Source organism: Streptomyces microflavus, assembly GCF_014650075.1.
GTDB lineage: Bacteria > Actinomycetota > Actinomycetes > Streptomycetales > Streptomycetaceae > Streptomyces > Streptomyces microflavus.
Genome location: NZ_BMUG01000007.1, coordinates 12424 through 29094, shown reverse-complemented (window position 1 = coordinate 29094; position 16671 = coordinate 12424). Strand labels below are relative to the sequence as shown.

The window sequence follows — 16671 nt, the reverse complement described above, 5'->3', positions numbered from 1 at the left end:
AAGCCGTAGCAACCCTCCTCATCGCACGCCGTCGTAGAACGAACAGATCACGGCGGCTCCTGGAAGGAACACCCGAAAGTGAAGCTTCAGCGCAAGAACCGGCTTCGTGCCACCGCGCTCGGTGCCCTCGCCGTCTCCGGCGCCCTGGTCCTCACGGCGTGCGGTTCGGACGACAACAGCGCCGGCGACGCGCCGAGCACCGGCGACAAGACCACCGCGGCGTCGAGCATCGACTGCGGCAAGGCCAAGGGCCAGCTCCGCGCCTCCGGCTCCAGCGCGCAGAAGAACGCCATGGACCTCTGGGTCAAGAACTACATGGCCGCCTGTTCCGGAGTGGAGATCAACTACAACTCCTCCTCCTCCGGTGAGGGCATCGTCGCCTTCAACCAGGGCACCGTCGGCTTCGCCGGCTCCGACTCCGCGCTGAAGCCGGAAGAGGTCGCCGAGTCGAAGAAGTCCTGCAAGACCGGCCAGGGCATCAACCTCCCGATGGTCGGCGGCCCGGTCGCGGTCGGCTACAACCTGGAGGGTGTCGACAAGCTCACGCTGGACGCCCCGACGCTCGCCAAGATCTTCGACACGAAGATCAAGAAGTGGAACGACCCGGCGATCGCCAAGCTCAACGACGGCGTCAAGCTGCCGGACAAGGCCATCCAGGCCTTCCACCGCTCCGAGGACTCCGGCACCACGCAGAACCTCGGCAAGTACCTCGGCGCGGCCGCCCCGAACGACTGGAAGTACGAGGCCGAGAAGAAGTGGCCGGCCCCCGGTGGCCAGGCCGCGTCCGGCTCCTCCGGCATCGCCGCCCAGGTGAAGCAGGTCGACGGCGCGATCGGCTACTTCGAGCTCTCCTACGCCAAGTCCCAGAGCATCTCCACGGTCGCCATCAACACCGGCGGCTCCGCCCCGGCCGAGGCCACCTCGGAGAACGCCTCCAAGGCCATCGCCGCCGCCAAGATCAAGGGCACCGGCAAGGACCTGGCCCTGGAGCTCGACTACACCACCAAGGCCGACGGCGCCTACCCGCTGGTCCTGGTCACGTACGAGGTCGTCTGCGACACCGGCAACAAGCCCGAGACGCTCGACACGGTCAAGTCCTTCCTCTCCTACGCCGCCTCCGACGACGGCCAGAAGATCCTGACCGAGGCGGGCTACGCCCCGATCCCGGCCGAGATCAACACGAAGGTCCGCGAGACCGTCAACAGCCTCTCGTAACGGCCCGCCGCGTCCCCGGGGTCCCGCCCCGGGGACGCGACCCCGGCAGGCCGGCCCGGCGCACCCCTCCGGACCGGCCCGCCGCCCCGACCATCCGGTGCACCGCCGCCAGGGGAGCCTCGGCTCCCCCACACAGACCGGAAAGACCATGGCTTCCACCACACCGATAGACACACCACCGGCCCCGCCGGCACCCCCGGACCGCAAGGAGCGCCCCAAGTCCACCGGGCGCGCTGGCGACAAGGTCTTCGTCGGCCTCTCGCGCGGTTCGGGCATCCTGCTGCTCGTGCTCATGGCGTCGATCGCCGTGTTCCTCAGCTACCGGGCCGCCATCGCCATCTCGAAGGACGAGGGCAACTTCCTCACCACCTTCGACTGGAACCCGGCGGGCGACCCGCCGGTCTTCGGCATCGCCGTCCTGCTCTTCGGCACGGTCGTCAGCTCGATCATCGCGATGGTCATCGCGGTTCCGATCGCTGTCGGCATCGCCCTGTTCATCTCGCACTACGCGCCGCGCAAGCTGGCCGCCCCCATCGCGTACGTCGTCGACCTGCTCGCCGCCGTACCCAGCATCGTCTACGGCATCTGGGGCGCCCTCGTCCTGGTGCCGTACCTGGAGGGCCTGAACCTCTGGCTCGACCAGTTCTTCGGCTGGACGTACATCTTCGAGAAGACCGAGGTCGGCGTCGCCCGCTCGCTCTTCACCGTCGGCGTCCTGCTCGCGATCATGATCCTGCCGATCGTGACCAGCGTCAGCCGCGAGGTCTTCCTCCAGGTCCCGAAGATGAACGAGGAGGCCGCCCTCGCCCTGGGCGCCACCCGCTGGGAGGTCATCCGCCTCTCGGTGCTGCCGTTCGGCCGCTCCGGCATCATCTCCGCCTCGATGCTCGGCCTCGGCCGGGCGCTCGGCGAGACGATGGCCGTCGCCACGGTCCTCTCCCCGAGCTTCATCATCTCGCTGCACGTGCTCAATCCGGGCGGCGGGACGTTCGCGCAGAACATCGCGGCGAAGTTCGGCGAGGCCGACGAGTTCGGGCGCGACGCCCTGATCGCCTCGGGCCTCGTCCTCTTCGTCCTCACCCTGCTGGTCAACGGTGCGGCCCGGCTCATCATCGCCCGCCGCAAGGAGTACTCGGGGGCCAACGCATGAGCCACGCAACCGCCGTCCAGGACCGCCCGACGCCGCCCACGGGGCCCGCGCCGAGGTCCGGCCTGAGCAGCCGCTCGCTGCCCCGCCTGGCACCCGTCGGCTTCGCCGTCGTGTCGGTCGCGCTCGCCATCGGCATCAGCCTCGCCGCCGGCTGGCACAGCAAGGTGCAGTGGGGCATGATCGCCGCGCTGCTCTTCCTGGCCATCTCGTACGTCGCCACCACCGTCGTGGAGAACAAGCGCCAGGCCAAGGACCGCCTGGCCACCAGCATCGTCTGGGTCTGCTTCCTGATCGCGATCGTCCCGCTGGCCTCCCTGCTGTGGACGACCGTCAGCCGCGGCGCCGAGCGCCTCGACGGCTACTTCCTGACCCACTCCATGGCCGGTGTGCTCGGCTCCGAGGCCAGCGGCGGCGTCTACCACGCGCTGATCGGCACCCTGGAGCAGGTCGGCATCGCCACGGTGATCTCCGCCCCGCTCGGCCTGCTGACCGCCGTCTACCTGGTCGAGTACGGCAAGGGCTCGCTCGCCAAGGCCGTCACGTTCTTCGTCGACGTGATGACGGGCATCCCGTCCATCGTGGCCGGTCTCTTCATCCTGTCGATCATGCTGATCTTCGAGATCCAGCCGTCCGGCCTGATGGGCGCGCTCGCCCTGACGATCCTGATGGTCCCGGTCGTGGTCCGCTCCACCGAGGAGATGCTCAAGCTCGTCCCCAACGAGCTCCGCGAAGCCTCGCTCGCCCTGGGCATCCCGAAGTGGCGCACTATCCTGAAGGTGGTCCTGCCGACCGCGATCGGCGGCATCACCACCGGCGTCATGCTGGCCATCGCCCGCATCGCCGGTGAGACCGCCCCGATCATCCTGCTGGTCTTCGGCAGCCAGCTGATCAACGCGAACCCCTTCGAAGGCGCCCAGTCCTCGCTGCCGTTCTACATCTACGAGCAGTACAAGATCGGCGAGGCCGCCTCGTACGACCGCGCCTGGGCAGCTGCCCTGGTACTGATCGCCTTCGTCATGATCCTCAACCTCGTGGCCCGCGGAATCGCCCGCTGGAAGGCCCCGAAGACCGGTCGCTGACGCGGCCATCAGCGACCTCCCGAAAGAAGCAGTGATTTCCATGGCCAAGCGCATCGACATCAGCGGCCTCAGCGCCTTCTACGGCAACCACAAGGCCATCGAGGACATCTCGATGACCGTGGAGCCCCGCTCCGTGACCGCCTTCATCGGCCCGTCCGGCTGCGGCAAGTCCACCTTCCTGCGCACCCTGAACCGGATGCACGAGGTCACCCCCGGCGGCCGCGTCGAGGGCAAGGTGCTGCTGGACGACGAGAACCTGTACGCCTCCAACGTCGACCCGGTCACCGTGCGCCGCACGGTCGGCATGGTCTTCCAGCGCCCCAACCCCTTCCCCACCATGTCGATCTTCGACAACGTGGCGGCGGGCCTGCGGCTCAACGGCAGCTACCGCAAGAGCGAGCTGAACGACGTCGTGGAGAAGTCCCTGCGCGGCGCCAACCTCTGGAACGAGGTCAAGGACCGGCTCAACAAGCCCGGCTCCGGCCTCTCCGGCGGCCAGCAGCAGCGCCTGTGCATCGCCCGCGCCATCGCGGTCGAGCCGCAGGTCCTGCTGATGGACGAGCCGTGCTCGGCGCTCGACCCGATCTCGACCCTCGCCATCGAGGACCTGATCGGCGAGCTGAAGGAGCGCTTCACGATCGTCATCGTGACGCACAACATGCAGCAGGCGGCCCGCGTCTCGGACCGCACCGCGTTCTTCAACCTCGCGGCGGTCGGCAAGCCCGGCCGGCTCATCGAGATAGACGAGACGGAGCGGATCTTCTCCAACCCGTCGGTCCAGGCCACGGAGGACTACATCTCGGGCCGCTTCGGCTGAGCCGTACGCCTCCTCCCCCGATACGGCCTTGCGGTGCTGCATGGCGGTGCCACCACAAGGCGAAAGGGTCCGCCCCCGCTCTCCTCGGAGAACGGGGGCGGACCCATATGCGTACTGCGGCGAGGGCTCAGCCGAAGAGCAGCAGCACCGCGCCGTAGCTCAGCGCGGCGACCAGCGCCGCGGCCGGCATGGTGATGAACCAGCCGAGGATGATGTTCTTCGCGACGCCCCAGCGCACGGCGTTCACCCGCTTCGTGGCGCCGACGCCCATGATCGCGGAGGTGATGACGTGCGTCGTGGAGATCGGGGCGTGGAACAGGAACGCCGAACCGAACATGATCGACGCGCCGGTCGTCTCGGCCGCGAAACCCTGCGGCGGGTCCAGCTCGATGATCTTCCGGCCGAGGGTCCGCATGATGCGCCAGCCGCCCGCGTACGTACCGAGCGAGAGCATCAGCGCACAGGCGATCTTGACCCAGACCGGGATCTCGTCGTTGGGGCCCTCGACATCGGCGATGACCAGGGCCATCACCACGATGCCCATCGTCTTCTGCGCGTCCTGGAGGCCGTGGCCGAGCGCCATGCCCGCCGCCGAGACCGTCTGCGCGATCCGGAAGCCGCGCTTGGCCTTGTGCGGGTTGGCGTTCCGGAATATCCACATGATGCCGACCATCACCAGATAGCCGGCGATCAGGCCGACGAACGGGGAGATGAACATCGGGATGACGACCTTCTCCAGCACCCCGGACCAGATGACGTCCGTCCCGCCGGCCAGCGCCGCCCCGACCATGCCGCCGAAGAGGGCGTGGGAGGACGAGGAGGGGAGGCCGAAGTACCAGGTGACGAGGTTCCAGATGATCGCGCCGACCAGCGCCGCGAACAGGATGCCCATCCCCTTCTGCCCGACGGGCGTGGCGATCAGGCCTTCGCTGACGGTCTTGGCGACCCCCTGGCCCAGGAAGGCGCCGGCGAGGTTCATCACCGCCGCCATCGCCAGGGCCGCACGCGGGGTCAGCGCCCGGGTGGAGACCGAGGTGGCGATGGCGTTCGCCGAGTCGTGGAAGCCGTTCGTATACGTGAAGCCGAGCGCGACACCGATGGTCACGATCAGCGCAAAGGTGTCCACGAGGTTCAGGACTCCTTGACCGCGATGGTCTCCACGGTGTTGGCGACGTGCTCGAACGCGTCAGCCGCCTCTTCCAGCACGTCCACGATCTGCTTGAGCTTCAGCACCTCCATGGCGTCGTACTTGCCGTTGAAGAGCTGGGCCAGCAGCTTGCGGTGGACCTGATCGGCCTGGTTCTCCAGGCGGTTGATCTCGATCCAGTACTCGGTGAGGTTGGCCATGGTCCGCAGCCCCGGCATGGCCTCGGCGGTGAGCTCCGCCGCCCGGGCCAGTACCTCGATCTGCTGCTCGACGCCCTTGGGGAGCTCCTGGACCTGGTAGAGGACGACCAGGTCGACGGCCTCCTCCATGAAGTCCATGATGTCGTCGAGCGAGGACGCCAGCTTGTAGATGTCCTCGCGGTCGAACGGCGTGATGAAGGAGGAGTTCAGCTGGTGGAAGATCGCGTGGGTGGCATCGTCCCCCGCGTGCTCCGCTGCCCGCATACGCTCCGCGATCTCGACTCGGGAGGCAGAATCCGCCCCGAGCAGTTCCATCAGGAGTTTCGAGCCCGTGACAATGTTGTCCGCAGACGCGGAGAACATGTCGTAGAAGCTCGTCTCCCTGGGGGTCAGACGAAAGCGCACGTGGGGTCCTCGGGATGCTTTGGATTCGGTCAGGCTGATGCTAGGCGCATCATCCGGCCACGGCTAACCGGCGTTCTTCAGTGTCGCCCATCGGGAACGGGGATCAGCACGGGCCCCCGGTCACGTTTCCGCCGGATTCGTTACGATATACCCGGCAGGGGTATATCGGGGTCAGGTGTGCGGGCCCGGATCGCGGACGGCCGGCGGAACGGCACCACCGGCCACATCCGGCCAGAGCACGCCGTAAGCAGGCTGTAACAGGTTGCACGAGGACTACGGGAGGACGCAGATGACCACCACCGAGACGACGGGCACGGGAGCGGCAGCGGAACCGGCGGGAACCCCGGAGACGCCCGCGGCGGCGCCCGCAACGGCTCCCGTCGGCGCCGAGGAGATCGTCACCGACCACGACCGCGGCATCCACGGCTACCACTACCAGAAGGACGAGCACCTCAAACGGCTGCGCCGGATCGAGGGCCAGATCCGCGGCCTCCAGCGCATGGTCGACGAGGACGTCTACTGCATCGACATACTCACCCAGGTCTCGGCCTCGACCAAGGCCCTGCAGTCCTTCGCCCTCCAGCTGCTGGAGGAGCACCTGCGCCACTGCGTCGCCGACGCGGCGGTCAAGGGCGGCGAAGAGGTCGACGCGAAGGTCGCGGAGGCCACGAAGGCGATCGCCCGGCTGCTGCGGACGTGAGTCAGGGGGCGGGAGGCGTAGCAGCAGCAGTAGCGGAGAGCGTCCCGGAGGACGTCACCCCCCGGTGAGGGGCCTGCCGGGGGACGGTCGTCCACGCCCCCACACCTCGGACGCCGAGCATCCCGCCTGTGACATCGCGTACATGACCGGCGTCACGCACGTGATCGACATCGCCCACGGGGTCGCCGCCACGCACACCATCCGCACCACGCACCCCGTCCACGTCACGCACACCGTCGGCACCGCACCCGTCGTCGGCATCGTGCCCGTCGTCCCTGACGTTGAGCACTTCGTCGATACGGTCGGGACTGAGGCGCTCCTCATGCGCCGTCGAGGCCGCGATCATCAGCTCGCCGCACAGCTCGATCTCGGCGAGAGCCACACAGTCCTGAGCGTTCGGAGCGCTGAGCGTCACCACCTGCGTCACCTCTCCCTGCCGTCTCTCTGCCGTCGCCGACCCTGCTGGCGACCCTTGGGCGCACCGGCTTCCTAGCGTAGGGAGCGGGATACGTGCCGCGCATGGCACGGACGGACCATTTAGCCCCCTCCCAACCGGCCCCTCCCGCCCCCGCTCCTCCCGTGGGCACGGCTTGGGGGAAGGCCGCTCAGCCCTGCCGGATCTCCCCCGTGTAGATGTCGTCGTCGTCCGGCAGCGTCACTGTGACCGGCACCCCGAACCCGTACAGCAGCAGCGTCGAGACCACCGTGACCTCCTTCGCCTCCGGGCCCTCGGAGGCGAAGTTGAAGCGGTGCCGGACCTTCCGCAGCCGCCCCTCCTCGTCGAGGTACGCGTCGAACGGAACGGCGTCCTTGCTGAACCCTTTCGCCGCCGCGCTCAGCGCCCCGCGCGACTGCGGCGACGCGGCCAGCGCCGCCCGGTTCAGGTCGGTGACGCCCCGGTAGTGATGCACCGTCACCCCGGCCAGCTCCGACTTCCCCGCGTACGTCACATCGCCGGCCCCGCGCAGCAGTTCGGCGGCCGCCATCGGATCGGTGACCCCGCCGGTGACGAGGTTGCCGTCCTTGAGGGCGGTCGTGTCGATCCTGACCCACTTGTCGTCGGGGACCCCGGCGCCGCGGTTCTTCATGTAGAGCGCGCCCGGCGCCAGCAGCTCGGTGATCGGCCGATGGTCGTCCGCGCCCGCCGCGTCCGTGGGCAGCACGACCTTGAGCCGCCCCACCTGGTTGCGGAAGTCGTACGTGCCCTGCCCCCGGATCGTCACCCGCGTCCCGCCGGCCGCCGTCTCCATCGACGTACGGGCTTCCGCGCCACCCGCCCGGGCGAGTACGTCGGCGGCCTGGCCGAGCACGTCGAGCGGGCGTTCCGCGGCCACGGCGCGCTGCCCGGAGCCGTCGCCGCCACCGCTGCCGCCGTCCCCGCCGACGCATCCGGCGGTGGCCGCGATCACCCCGGCCACGGCGAGGGCGCAGGCAGCGCGGGCCCCGTCTCCATACCTGTACTGCTGCACCGCCATCGCCTGCCAACCCCCAACGACTGCCGCTCGACCGAGCCCTCACCCGCCGGGCATAACGACCACCGGCGCCCCCCGTCACGCCGCCCCGGCGCGTCCGCCGCGCGGCCAGGGGGTTGCCGGGCGCACGCACCCCCCGCCGGGAGGCCGCTCCCAGTACCGTGGTCGGGTGCACGAGGAACCCTCCGCCCCAGCCCGCGCGACGGCACCGCACCCCACTTCGTGCCCCGCACCGCCCCCGGCGGAGCACAGCACCACGACGACCGAGCGCGGCTCGTTCTGCCTGGCCCGCTGCACCTGCGGCTGGGTGGGCCCCGCACGCAGATCGCGGGACCGGGCACGCACGGACGCCGCCGAACACCTCGCTGCGCCCTGACCGCCCGCCGGCCCAGGACATGGCCGGAAACAGCACGATCCCCCAGGTGCTCGAAGCACCTGGGGGATCGTGGTGGATGTCCGTCCGACTCCGGGACTCCGGGGACTTCGCAGCCTCCGGGGGCTTCGGGGTCTCCGGGGGCTTCGGGGTCTCCGTCGACTCGGGGCCTCCGTCGACTTGGGGCCTCCGTCGACTCGGGGGTCAGGCGGCGAGATCCTTCTCCCCCGGGTTGCCACGCCCGGTGCCCGGCCGTGGCTCGGGGATTCCCAGCGAGTCCCCGCGCTCCTCGGCGTACGCCGCGTCCGCCTTCTTCGACCGGACGATCCAGCCGACCCGGTCGGAACGGGAGACCGCCGCCATCAGCGGGGTCAGCATGGCCATCGCGAGCGGTGCCAGCAGCAGGGCGGTGGCCGTGCCGAGAGCGAATCCGCCGATCACGTCGGTCGGGTAGTGGACGCCCATGTAGACCCGGCTGACGCCCGCGAAGAGCGCGAGGCCGAGCGCGACGAAGCCGAACTTCCGGTTGGCCACGAAGATGCCGACGGCGAGGGCCATGGCGAGGGTCGCGTGGTCGCTGACGAAGGAGTAGTCCGTCTTGCCGTGGATCAGGACCTCGAGCCCCTCGTGGTCGTTGAACGGGCGCGGCCGTTCGACGAAACCACGGATCGGGATGTTGATCACGACCGCGAGCGCGGCGGCGAGCGGCGCCCAGACGAGCCCGGCGACCGCGGTCACCGAATCCTCGGCGCTCCCGCGCTTGCGCATGCTCCACCAGCACCAGAGGCCCACCAGGACGAGGCCGAACATGGTCCCGTACTCACCGACGAACTCCATGACCCGGTCGAACCAGGTCGGAGCGGCCTTCGCCAGCCCGTTGATGTCGTAGAGCAGACTGACGTCCGGGTTCGACCCTTCGAGTTCGAGTCCAGCCATCTGCTGCGGCCCCTTGCCTTGTCTGCTTCATCTGTGGCGACGCGCGTCCATGCGCGCCACCGTGGTCGAACCCCCGTGGTCGGTGTGGTCCCGTTCCTGCGCACGCATGGTCAGTGCGCATGCCGTCCCTGTCCAGGGAACGGCCCGGCGCCCGTCCGCGTTCCACTCTCCACCGAATGATCACCATGACGTTATCGAAGAGTGACAGGTCGTCGCAGCTCAGGGCCCAGGCTTCACGGAGAGTTCCGGCCACGGCCGACTCCCCGTCAGGCCTGCCTCTGACCGTCCACGCGGGAGAGCCCCTTCCGCGCGGGAGGATCCCTCCGTGCGGGAAGGTCCCTCCGTACGTCGGGAGAGATCCGTCACCCGGCGGACGTCACCCCGGTGGCAGGTTGGTCGGCAGGGCCGCGGCACCATCCTTGGTGACCCGCGTCGCACCGAAGTAGTCCGGCGTATCGATCTTGTCGAACCGGATGACCGCCCCCGTGAAGGGCGCGTTGATCATGTATCCGCCCCCGACGTACAGCCCGACGTGCCGGATGGCCCGCGAGTCGGTGAGGTCGTCGGAGAAGAAGACGAGATCCCCCGGAAGCAGCTCGTCCCGCGAGGGGTGCGGCCCGGCGTTGTACTGGTCGTTGGCGACGCGCGGCAGCTCGATCCCGACCGTCCGGTACGCGGCCTGGGTCAGCCCCGAACAGTCGAACCGCCCCTGCTGCTCCGGCGTCCCGTTGCCGCCCCACAGATACGGCGTACCGAGCTTCTTCTGCGCGAAGTAGATGGCACCGGCCGCCTGCCGGGAGGGCGCGACGCGGCCGACGGGCCGGGCGAAGCTCTTCTCCAGGGACCGGATGATCTTTACGTAGTTCTGCGTCTCCTTGTAGGGCGGCACGCCGCCGTACTTGATCACCGCGTAGGCGCCGGCGTTGTACGCCGCCAGCATGTTGCTCGTGGGGTCGCCCGGCACCTTCTTCACGTATCCGGCGAGCTCGCAGTCGTACGAGGCGGCCGAGGGGATCGCATCGGCGGGGTCCCACACATCCCGCTTGCCGTCACCGTTGCCGTCGATCCCGTGGGTGGCCCAGGTGCCCGGGATGAACTGGGCGATGCCCTGCGCGGCGGCGTGGCTCTGCGCGCTCGGGTTCCAGCCACTCTCCTGGTACAACTGCGCGGCGAGGAGCGCGGGGTTGATGGCGGGACAGAGGTTGCCCCACTTCTGCACGAGCGGCTGGAACCGCGCCGGCACCGCCCCCTTGGCGAGCGCGACGGCACCACCGCCGCCCGCCCCGGCGAGACCGGCGGCGGCCGAGTACGTACCGACGAGGAGCAGCGCCATGAAGGCCGCCGCCACGCCCACGCCGATGCCACCGAAGACCCAGAATTTCCGCACCCCTCAACCATCCCCCATCGGGGAACGGTTCAGGGGTGTTTTCGACGGTGTGTACGAGTCATCCGCGGCACACCACCGGCGCACCCGGAGCACACGGGGGCGGTGGCGGCTCACCAGCACCAGGACTGACGGCACCTCAGCACCTCAGCCCCCTTCAGCTCCCCTCCCCCGACTCCCCCGACTTCCTTGACCAGAATTCGGAGCGAACGGCGGGCCGGGGCAACGGATAGACGCCTTCATAGGCGGGACCGTTCGGTTCGGTGGCGGGAGGGGCCACCTTCGACTCCTTCACACAGGGGCTGTCCGATTCGAGGAAGGCCTGCCCCTTCCCGCGGAAGGAGACGCTCACACCGAACCCGGCCTTCGTGACCGCGTAGACGGCCGGGAACACGTCATCCTTGTTGACGGCCTTGATCCGGTAGTCGCTCTTCCGCCAGAAGGCCTCCGCCCGGTCCAGGAAGGTCTGGCGCCGGTCGGCGGAGATGACGGTCATGACGGCCCGCCGCCGGGTCACGCCGCAGGCCCGGGTGGTGGTGGGCCCGTGGGCCCACTGCACGTCCGGGTCGATGGCCCCGAGGACGGCGTCCAGCATGGCGTCGGACCGCTCGGCGGCTTCCTGCATGTCCATGCGGCCGTTCTCCCCGCTCTCCACACCTTGCACGCCCCCACCACCGCCCACCCCCTCCTCGCTCCCACAGGCGGAGAGGGCGAGCGCGAGGGCCAGGACCAGGGTCGTCGTGACGACCGGGAACAACCGCCTCACTTCGGTTCCTCTCACTTCGGTTCCTCCATCTTGAGCCGGTCCGAGTGCCCCGACACGATCAGGGCGATGCTGTCCGCGGAGACGGCGTCGCGCTCCGGGCTGAAGTAGTTCGAGTGCGAGTCGAGACTGATGCCGCCCCCGCCGACCAGGGGAGGCCCGTCCGCCACGGGGAAGCGCCGCGCCCCGAACGCCTTGCTCGCCGGATCCTTCCCGAACCAGAGGTCGTCATCTCCCGGATCGGCGAGGTCTCCCGCGAGATAGGCCCCACCGGGCCCGCCCACGACCAGCCCGACCCCGCCCACCACGACCTGGGTCTTCGACGGCAGCTTGGTCACCGGGTCGTTGGCAGCGGCCCCGACGAAGACATGCTCGCTGCCGACGCCGAGGTCCACGGCGTGGTCGACGCCGACTCCCGGGCTGCCGACGAGGATGATGTCGTCGACGCCGGGTATCCCGCCCGGCACGGCGGCCGCGGCACCGACGGTCCGGGAGCCGTAGGAGTGCCCGATGGCGGTCAGATGGGGATCCTTGTTCCCGTTGGTAGCGGCGATCCCGCCCATGAAGTCGCGGTAGGCGAGGCCGCCCTTCTCCGCCCGCGACGTCCCCATGACGGCGAAATACCCGGCCACCCCGTCGCTGTCCGGCAGCTGGGGGGCGTCGTAGCCGAGCCAGACGATGGAGGCGGTGGACTCGTCGTACCCCTGCGCCCCGATGGCGGTGTCCCGGGCCCGCCCGAGGTCGTTCTTGGCGAACTCCTCGTCGAGGGAGGTGTTGAGCCCCGGGACGTACGCCGACACATGCTGGGAGGCGTCCGGGTTACCGAACGAGACGATGGCGCGCCCGTTCCCCTCGTCACCGATCCCGATGAGATACATGGGCGGTTGCCCGTTCTCCTTGAGCTGCCGGTCGATCTCCCGGAGCCCGGCGAGCTGCTTGCGGGCCTTGTCGGTGTCGACGCCCTCCAGCTTCTCGATGAGCGCCGGGAGGTTCTTCCGGTTGGCGGCGTCGCGGGCGGCGACGGGGATGCCGTCGAGGTTCCCGATCCGTTCCGGGGTGAGCTCGATGTACCGCTCGCGCTGCTCGGGCGTGAGCCCGTCCCACCAGGCCTTGCGCTGCTGCGGGGTGGCGTTCTGCGGGATCCGCGCGTCGAGATACCGCCGCTCGTCCTCCCGCACCCGCTGGTCGACCCGCCCCCCGGACCCGGGAAGCCCGAGCCCGGTCCCCCCGCCACCGACGGCCTTGTTCCACTCCCAGGCGGCCCCCACGTAGTCCCCGCGCGCCCACTGGTTACGCGCCCCCTGGGAATCCCGCTCCCACTGATCCGCGATGCGCCGCCCGCTCTCGACGGGCCGGAGGACGACGTCGGCGACGCCCTGGAAATCCCCGCCGAGCCCGTCCCCCAGGAAGCCGTCGAGGAAGCCGGGGCGGTGGGGGGTGGCGGGGGTGCTGGGCCGGGTGAGGCCGTTGGGCCCGCTGGAAGCGCTGGAACCGCTGGAGCCGCTGGAGCCGTCCGATCCGCTGGGACCGCTGGAACCGTCGGGTCCGCTGGGACCGCTGGAACCGCTGGATCTACCCGCGTCGACTCGACTGGAAGAGTCACTTCCGCCGGACGCGGTGGACGCCCCGGGCGTGCCGGAGCCGCCACCGGTGGGTCCACCGGAGGTGGTGGAGGTACCCGAGGTGGTGGAGGGGTCGGCCCCACCAGAGGCTCCACCCCCGGACGTGCCGGAGGCTCCTCCGGCATCGCCACCGGAGCCGTCGGCACCGGCCCCCTCACTTGCCCCGGGGCCGGCGACGACGTCGTTGCCAGGGGCGGAGCACGAACTGCCGGTCAGAGAGCAGATGGCGGCCCGCATCTCCATGGTGAGTTGCCGCCCGATCCCGGTGGCCATCATCGCGCCGACGAGGGCGACGACCACCAGTACGAGCCCGAGGTACTCCAGCGCGCTCTGCCCACCGTCGCGGCGCAGCTTCACCATCCGGGCGAGGCTGAACGGCCGCTGCCCGCCCCGCTCCTCAGGCCCGAGCCGGAACCACCGCCGACTCTCCGGCCGCGCCAACAACACGGCGACGGCCACCGGTACCACCAGCCGCGCGACCCCTTGCGCCCCAGTCCCGCCGCTCAGCTCCGCGAGCGCACCGAGGATGAACCACACCTGTACGACGAAGAGGCCGCGCCAGACGCCGATGCCGCCGGTACGCACGTACAGGGAGAGCACGAAGGCGCTGACGCCCGGTAAGGACGCATAGAGCAGTAACCCGAGCAGATGCCCATCCACGGCATCCACCGAGGATGCCGTGGAGAGCGCGCCGATCGCGCCCACCAAGGTGGCCACGAACAGCAGCTGAACGAGGATCAGGACCGCCTGCAGCGGCCGAGGCATCGACCGCCCGCCCGAACTCGCAGTGGCAGCGCTTACATCGGCGCCAGCGGAAACCGCACTTCCTCGTATGCCGGACAAGGGCAGTCCCCTACCTCGTGAGCGGGCGGCACAGCGACAGGTCAGTCACTCCGCGTATGCGACCACACGAGCAGGGGACGCGACATGGGCCCCAGGACCCAATGCAGGGCTCAAAGCCCTTGAGCAGAAGGCGAGTTGGCCCACCTTGCCCTAATCACCCCCCACCGTCACACCAACCTCCGGCGTCTGTGCGGACCAGAAGTCGGAGTGGATGTTGGGGCGGGGGATGACCTCCGCCTCCGGGTCGAGGGGTGCGGTGGCCTGGCGGGGGGAGTCGGCCACCTCTGAATAGCTGACGCAGGGGCTGTTTACGTCGAAGTGCACCTGCCCCTTGTCAGCGACGATCAGACTCACCGCGAACCCATCCTTGGTTTCGGCGTACATCGCAGGAGCATCTACGTGATTGTTGACGGTCCTCATGCGATAGCCACTATTTCGCCAGTACCGGTCTACCACTCCCAGAAGGCTTCCCCTCCGCTGAGCGGAGATGACGGTCATCACCGTCCTCCTGCGGGTCACCGTGCAGTTGCCTGTCGTCGTCGGACCGTGCACCCAGCGCACATCCGGTTGAACCTCCGCGAGAACTCCGTCGAGAATCTGATCCGCTCGTTCCGCAGCACCCTGCATGTTCATACTCTCGCCTCTCATCCCAGTGCACCCCACAAGTAGCGCCCCCAAGAGAAGGGCCAAAAGAGTTGATCGAGCTTGGACCCTCAACGCAGCTCCTCCACTCTGACCATATGAGAACGCCCTGCGGCGATTAGCGCCATGTTGTCCACAGAAGTCTTATCGGCCACGGGATCGAAATACTGCGAGTGTGCATCCACAGACAACCCGGCCGGTCCGACCAGAGGCGGACCGTCCCCCACCTCGAACCTCCTCGCCCCGAACGACTCGCTTGCCGGGTCCTTACCGAACCAGACGTCGTCGTCTCCTCGATCGGCCAGATCGCCGACGACATAGGCGGCCGCTGGCCCTCCGAACAGCATCTCGGCCGCACCCACAGCCGCCTGGCCCTTCGACGGCAGCTTGGTCACGACATCGTTGGCCGCCGCTCCAACGAACACATGACCTCGGCCCACCCCCAATTCGTCGGCACTGTCGACCCCCACCCCCGGGCTTCCGACGAACACGATGTCGTCGACACCGGGAATTCCGCCCTCCTGTTGCGTCGCCGCTCCTACGGTCCGCGAGCCATAGGAGTGGCCGATGGCTGTCATATGCGGGTCCGCATGCTCATTTGTGACCGCGAGGCCGCCCATGAACCCGCTGAACGACCGCCCGCCATCCTCAGCCCTGCCGCCGCCGGCGACAGCGAGAGTTCCCCACCCGTCCGGCGATTGCGGCGCGTCATATCCGAGCCAGGTAATAGCAGCTGCAGATTCCCCATGCCGGTTCGAAGCGATAGCCAGATCGCGCGCCCGTCCGAGATCACCTCTGGCGAACTCCTCATCCAGCGACGTATTCAGCCCCGGCACATAAGCCGCCACATTCTTCGACGTATCCGGGTTCCCATACGAAACAATGGCCCGCCCGTTCCCCTGATCCCCGATACCGAGCAGGTATATCGGCGGATCCCCCGGCTTCTGCACCGCCCTCAGTTGCCGGTCGATCTCCCGCAGCGCCGCCAGCTTCGTCACCGCGTCCTCGTCGTCCCGCCCCGCCAGCTTCCCCATCAGCAGCTGGAGGTTGTCCCGGTTCGCCGCATCCCGGACCAGGGCCGGGATCCCGTCCAGGTTGCCGATCTGGTCCGGGTACACCGCGAGGTACTCCTCGCGCTGTTCGTCCGTCAGCCCCGCCCACCACGCCTTGCGCTCGGCCGGAGACGCGTCATGCGGGATCCCCTGCCTGAGGTACCCGCCCGCCGCCTGCCGCACCGCTGCCGCATCGCCCGCGGCATCCGTCCATGTCGCGACCGGTACGCCCAGGCCCTCCTCCGCCTTCAGGCCCCGCAGGATCCTCGCGTACCGCCAGTCCGCGTCGCCCGCCGCCCGCACCGCCCTGGCGACCCGGTCCGCGATGTCCTGGGCCTTCGCGGCGTTCGGGTTGGGCGCGACGAGCCCGGAGGGGACGGCCAGGCCCGGATTGGGGACCCCGGACGCCCGACCGCCCGCCAACGGCTTCCCGTCGACCAGCCCTTCGCCCGCATCCGGGTACGAGACCGAACCGTCCGCGTGCACCGTGAACTTCAGGGCCGCCGCATCGTCGAGCGCTCCTCGGAGAACGCGCTGCTGGGCTTTCATCTCATGGGCCAGGCTGTTCAGTGCCGTCCGCAACAGCCCGCACTCCGTATAGATGTACTGGAAGTTCATCGACAGCCGGCGCAACCTCCTCACCGCCGCCCGTGCCGCCTCGCCCTTCTGCGTCCGGCGCAGGTCGTTGACGAGCTGGGTGTCGATGCGGTCCCGGGCGGCGTCGGCGCGGTTGCTGGCCCTGCCCCACCCGTCGGCCGCCTCCTCCAGCTCGGCGCACTTCACCTCACGTAACTTCGCCCAGGTCAGGGTCGCCCCCAGCCCGCCGATGCCGCTCGCCCCGCCCGGACCACCCATCCCACCCAGCCCACCA

The 16671-nt window shown here is 69.4% G+C and carries 16 protein-coding genes; 6 read left to right on the top strand and 10 right to left on the bottom strand.

Going from position 1 to position 16671, the window contains the following annotated elements; all coding sequences use genetic code 11:
* Positions 1 to 78 precede the first annotated feature (78 nt).
* The 4 genes from pstS to pstB all read left to right on the top strand — a co-directional run bounded on the left by pstS (position 79) and on the right by pstB (position 4261).
* On the top strand, positions 79 to 1215 hold the full coding sequence (gene pstS / locus IE264_RS20475) for a phosphate ABC transporter substrate-binding protein PstS (protein ID WP_032759706.1): 1137 nt from the start codon (positions 79 to 81) through the stop codon (positions 1213 to 1215).
* 148 nt (positions 1216 to 1363) lie between these two features.
* Complete coding sequence (gene pstC / locus IE264_RS20470; RefSeq protein WP_015610170.1) at positions 1364 to 2365, top strand: phosphate ABC transporter permease subunit PstC; 1002 nt, start codon at positions 1364 to 1366, stop codon at positions 2363 to 2365.
* The gene (gene pstA / locus IE264_RS20465) at positions 2362 to 3444 is read left to right on the top strand and encodes a phosphate ABC transporter permease PstA (RefSeq protein WP_015610169.1); all 1083 of its coding nucleotides are present in this window, start codon (positions 2362 to 2364) and stop codon (positions 3442 to 3444) included. The genes pstC and pstA overlap by 4 nt, the downstream gene beginning before the upstream one ends.
* Positions 3445 to 3484: 40 nt before the next feature.
* Positions 3485 to 4261, top strand: a complete 777-nt coding sequence (gene pstB / locus IE264_RS20460) for a phosphate ABC transporter ATP-binding protein PstB (protein ID WP_032759705.1) — start codon at positions 3485 to 3487, stop codon at positions 4259 to 4261.
* Between the two features lie 127 nt (positions 4262 to 4388).
* On the opposite strand, the gene IE264_RS20455 is transcribed toward pstB, so the two are convergent.
* Both IE264_RS20455 and IE264_RS20450 read right to left on the bottom strand, forming a co-directional pair.
* Positions 4389 to 5387: an inorganic phosphate transporter gene (locus IE264_RS20455; protein WP_015610167.1), complete on the bottom strand. Its 999-nt coding sequence runs from the start codon at positions 5385 to 5387 to the stop codon at positions 4389 to 4391.
* A 5-nt stretch (positions 5388 to 5392) separates the two neighbouring features.
* Positions 5393 to 6013 (bottom strand): DUF47 domain-containing protein, encoded by a 621-nt coding sequence (locus IE264_RS20450; protein WP_015610166.1) that lies wholly within the window; start codon positions 6011 to 6013, stop codon positions 5393 to 5395.
* Between the two features lie 289 nt (positions 6014 to 6302).
* On the opposite strand from IE264_RS20450, the gene IE264_RS20445 reads away from it, so the two are divergent.
* Positions 6303 to 6713: a metal-sensitive transcriptional regulator gene (locus tag IE264_RS20445; protein WP_032759704.1), complete on the top strand. Its 411-nt coding sequence runs from the start codon at positions 6303 to 6305 to the stop codon at positions 6711 to 6713.
* 1 nt (position 6714) lies between these two features.
* On the opposite strand, the gene IE264_RS20440 is transcribed toward IE264_RS20445, so the two are convergent.
* Together IE264_RS20440 and IE264_RS20435 are read right to left on the bottom strand one after the other, a co-directional pair.
* Positions 6715 to 7140, bottom strand: a complete 426-nt coding sequence (locus IE264_RS20440) for a hypothetical protein (RefSeq protein WP_032759703.1) — start codon at positions 7138 to 7140, stop codon at positions 6715 to 6717.
* A gap of 178 nt (positions 7141 to 7318) precedes the next feature.
* Positions 7319 to 8188, bottom strand: coding sequence for an SCO4651 family lipoprotein (locus tag IE264_RS20435; protein WP_032759702.1), 870 nt, complete (start codon positions 8186 to 8188; stop codon positions 7319 to 7321).
* A gap of 166 nt (positions 8189 to 8354) precedes the next feature.
* Here IE264_RS20435 and IE264_RS38010 point away from each other — a divergent pair, with 166 nt between their 5' ends.
* Entirely contained in the window at positions 8355 to 8561 is a 207-nt protein-coding gene (locus IE264_RS38010; RefSeq protein ID WP_032759701.1) for a hypothetical protein, read from the top strand.
* A gap of 201 nt (positions 8562 to 8762) precedes the next feature.
* On the opposite strand, the gene IE264_RS20430 is transcribed toward IE264_RS38010, so the two are convergent.
* From IE264_RS20430 to IE264_RS20405, 6 genes are all read right to left on the bottom strand, one after another.
* Positions 8763 to 9494, bottom strand: a complete 732-nt coding sequence (locus IE264_RS20430) for a phosphatase PAP2 family protein (protein ID WP_032759700.1) — start codon at positions 9492 to 9494, stop codon at positions 8763 to 8765.
* 376 nt (positions 9495 to 9870) lie between these two features.
* Positions 9871 to 10827: a C40 family peptidase gene (locus IE264_RS20425; protein WP_051822012.1), complete on the bottom strand. Its 957-nt coding sequence runs from the start codon at positions 10825 to 10827 to the stop codon at positions 9871 to 9873.
* Positions 10828 to 11035: 208 nt separating this feature from the next.
* Complete coding sequence (locus IE264_RS20420; RefSeq protein WP_078657612.1) at positions 11036 to 11644, bottom strand: hypothetical protein; 609 nt, start codon at positions 11642 to 11644, stop codon at positions 11036 to 11038.
* Positions 11645 to 11655: 11 nt separating this feature from the next.
* Positions 11656 to 14028, bottom strand: coding sequence for an alpha/beta hydrolase (locus tag IE264_RS20415; RefSeq protein WP_032759698.1), 2373 nt, complete (start codon positions 14026 to 14028; stop codon positions 11656 to 11658).
* A 228-nt stretch (positions 14029 to 14256) separates the two neighbouring features.
* Positions 14257 to 14739 carry a hypothetical protein gene (locus tag IE264_RS20410; RefSeq protein ID WP_032759762.1) on the bottom strand — a complete coding sequence of 161 codons (483 nt, stop codon included), beginning with the start codon at positions 14737 to 14739 and terminating at the stop codon, positions 14257 to 14259.
* An 80-nt stretch (positions 14740 to 14819) separates the two neighbouring features.
* On the bottom strand, positions 14820 to 16655 hold the full coding sequence (locus IE264_RS20405) for an alpha/beta hydrolase (RefSeq protein ID WP_051822007.1): 1836 nt from the start codon (positions 16653 to 16655) through the stop codon (positions 14820 to 14822).
* Between the last annotated feature and the right edge of the window lie 16 nt (positions 16656 to 16671).

What these genes read in the sequence shown, in the direction of transcription:
- IE264_RS20435 (WP_032759702.1), bottom strand. Translation starts at nt 8,188, where the DNA reads ATGGCGGTGCAGCAGTACAGGTATGGAGACGGGGCCCGCGCTGCCTGC.
- IE264_RS20425 (WP_051822012.1), bottom strand. Translation starts at nt 10,827, where the DNA reads ATGGCGCTGCTCCTCGTCGGTACGTACTCGGCCGCCGCCGGTCTCGCC.
- IE264_RS20415 (WP_032759698.1), bottom strand. Translation starts at nt 14,028, where the DNA reads ATGCCTCGGCCGCTGCAGGCGGTCCTGATCCTCGTTCAGCTGCTGTTC.
- pstA (WP_015610169.1), top strand. Translation starts at nt 2,362, where the DNA reads ATGAGCCACGCAACCGCCGTCCAGGACCGCCCGACGCCGCCCACGGGG.
- pstB (WP_032759705.1), top strand. Translation starts at nt 3,485, where the DNA reads ATGGCCAAGCGCATCGACATCAGCGGCCTCAGCGCCTTCTACGGCAAC.
- pstC (WP_015610170.1), top strand. Translation starts at nt 1,364, where the DNA reads ATGGCTTCCACCACACCGATAGACACACCACCGGCCCCGCCGGCACCC.
- IE264_RS20430 (WP_032759700.1), bottom strand. Translation starts at nt 9,494, where the DNA reads ATGGCTGGACTCGAACTCGAAGGGTCGAACCCGGACGTCAGTCTGCTC.
- IE264_RS20405 (WP_051822007.1), bottom strand. Translation starts at nt 16,655, where the DNA reads ATGGGTGGTCCGGGCGGGGCGAGCGGCATCGGCGGGCTGGGGGCGACC.
- IE264_RS20410 (WP_032759762.1), bottom strand. Translation starts at nt 14,739, where the DNA reads ATGAACATGCAGGGTGCTGCGGAACGAGCGGATCAGATTCTCGACGGA.
- IE264_RS20445 (WP_032759704.1), top strand. Translation starts at nt 6,303, where the DNA reads ATGACCACCACCGAGACGACGGGCACGGGAGCGGCAGCGGAACCGGCG.